The organism is Chimaeribacter arupi (assembly GCF_002858805.1).
GTDB lineage: Bacteria > Pseudomonadota > Gammaproteobacteria > Enterobacterales > Enterobacteriaceae > Chimaeribacter > Chimaeribacter arupi.
This window is the reverse complement of the sequence record NZ_PJZI01000111.1, coordinates 1-249: the sequence shown is the minus strand read 5'-3', so window position 1 is coordinate 249 and position 249 is coordinate 1. Positions and strand designations below refer to the sequence as shown.

At 53.4% G+C, this 249-nt stretch carries 1 tRNA gene; it reads left to right on the top strand.

The features are described 5' to 3' along the window. The first annotated feature begins 173 nt into the window (after positions 1–173). Positions 174–247 (top strand) — tRNA-Arg (locus CYR52_RS22270). Positions 248–249: the final 2 nt, after the last annotated feature.

Sequence of the window (249 nt, the reverse complement as noted above, 5' to 3'; positions counted from 1 at the left end):
CATCCATAGCTCAGCTGGATAGAGTACTCGGCTACGAACCGAGCGGTCGGAGGTTCGAATCCTCCTGGATGCACCATACTTTTGCAGTATGGACAGTGAATGTGGTCTTAGCGACACCATACCCGCCCGTAAGAAGGCACGCAGTAACAGCAGTAAGAAGAAGTCATTCCGTTGCATCCATAGCTCAGCTGGATAGAGTACTCGGCTACGAACCGAGCGGTCGGAGGTTCGAATCCTCCTGGATGCACC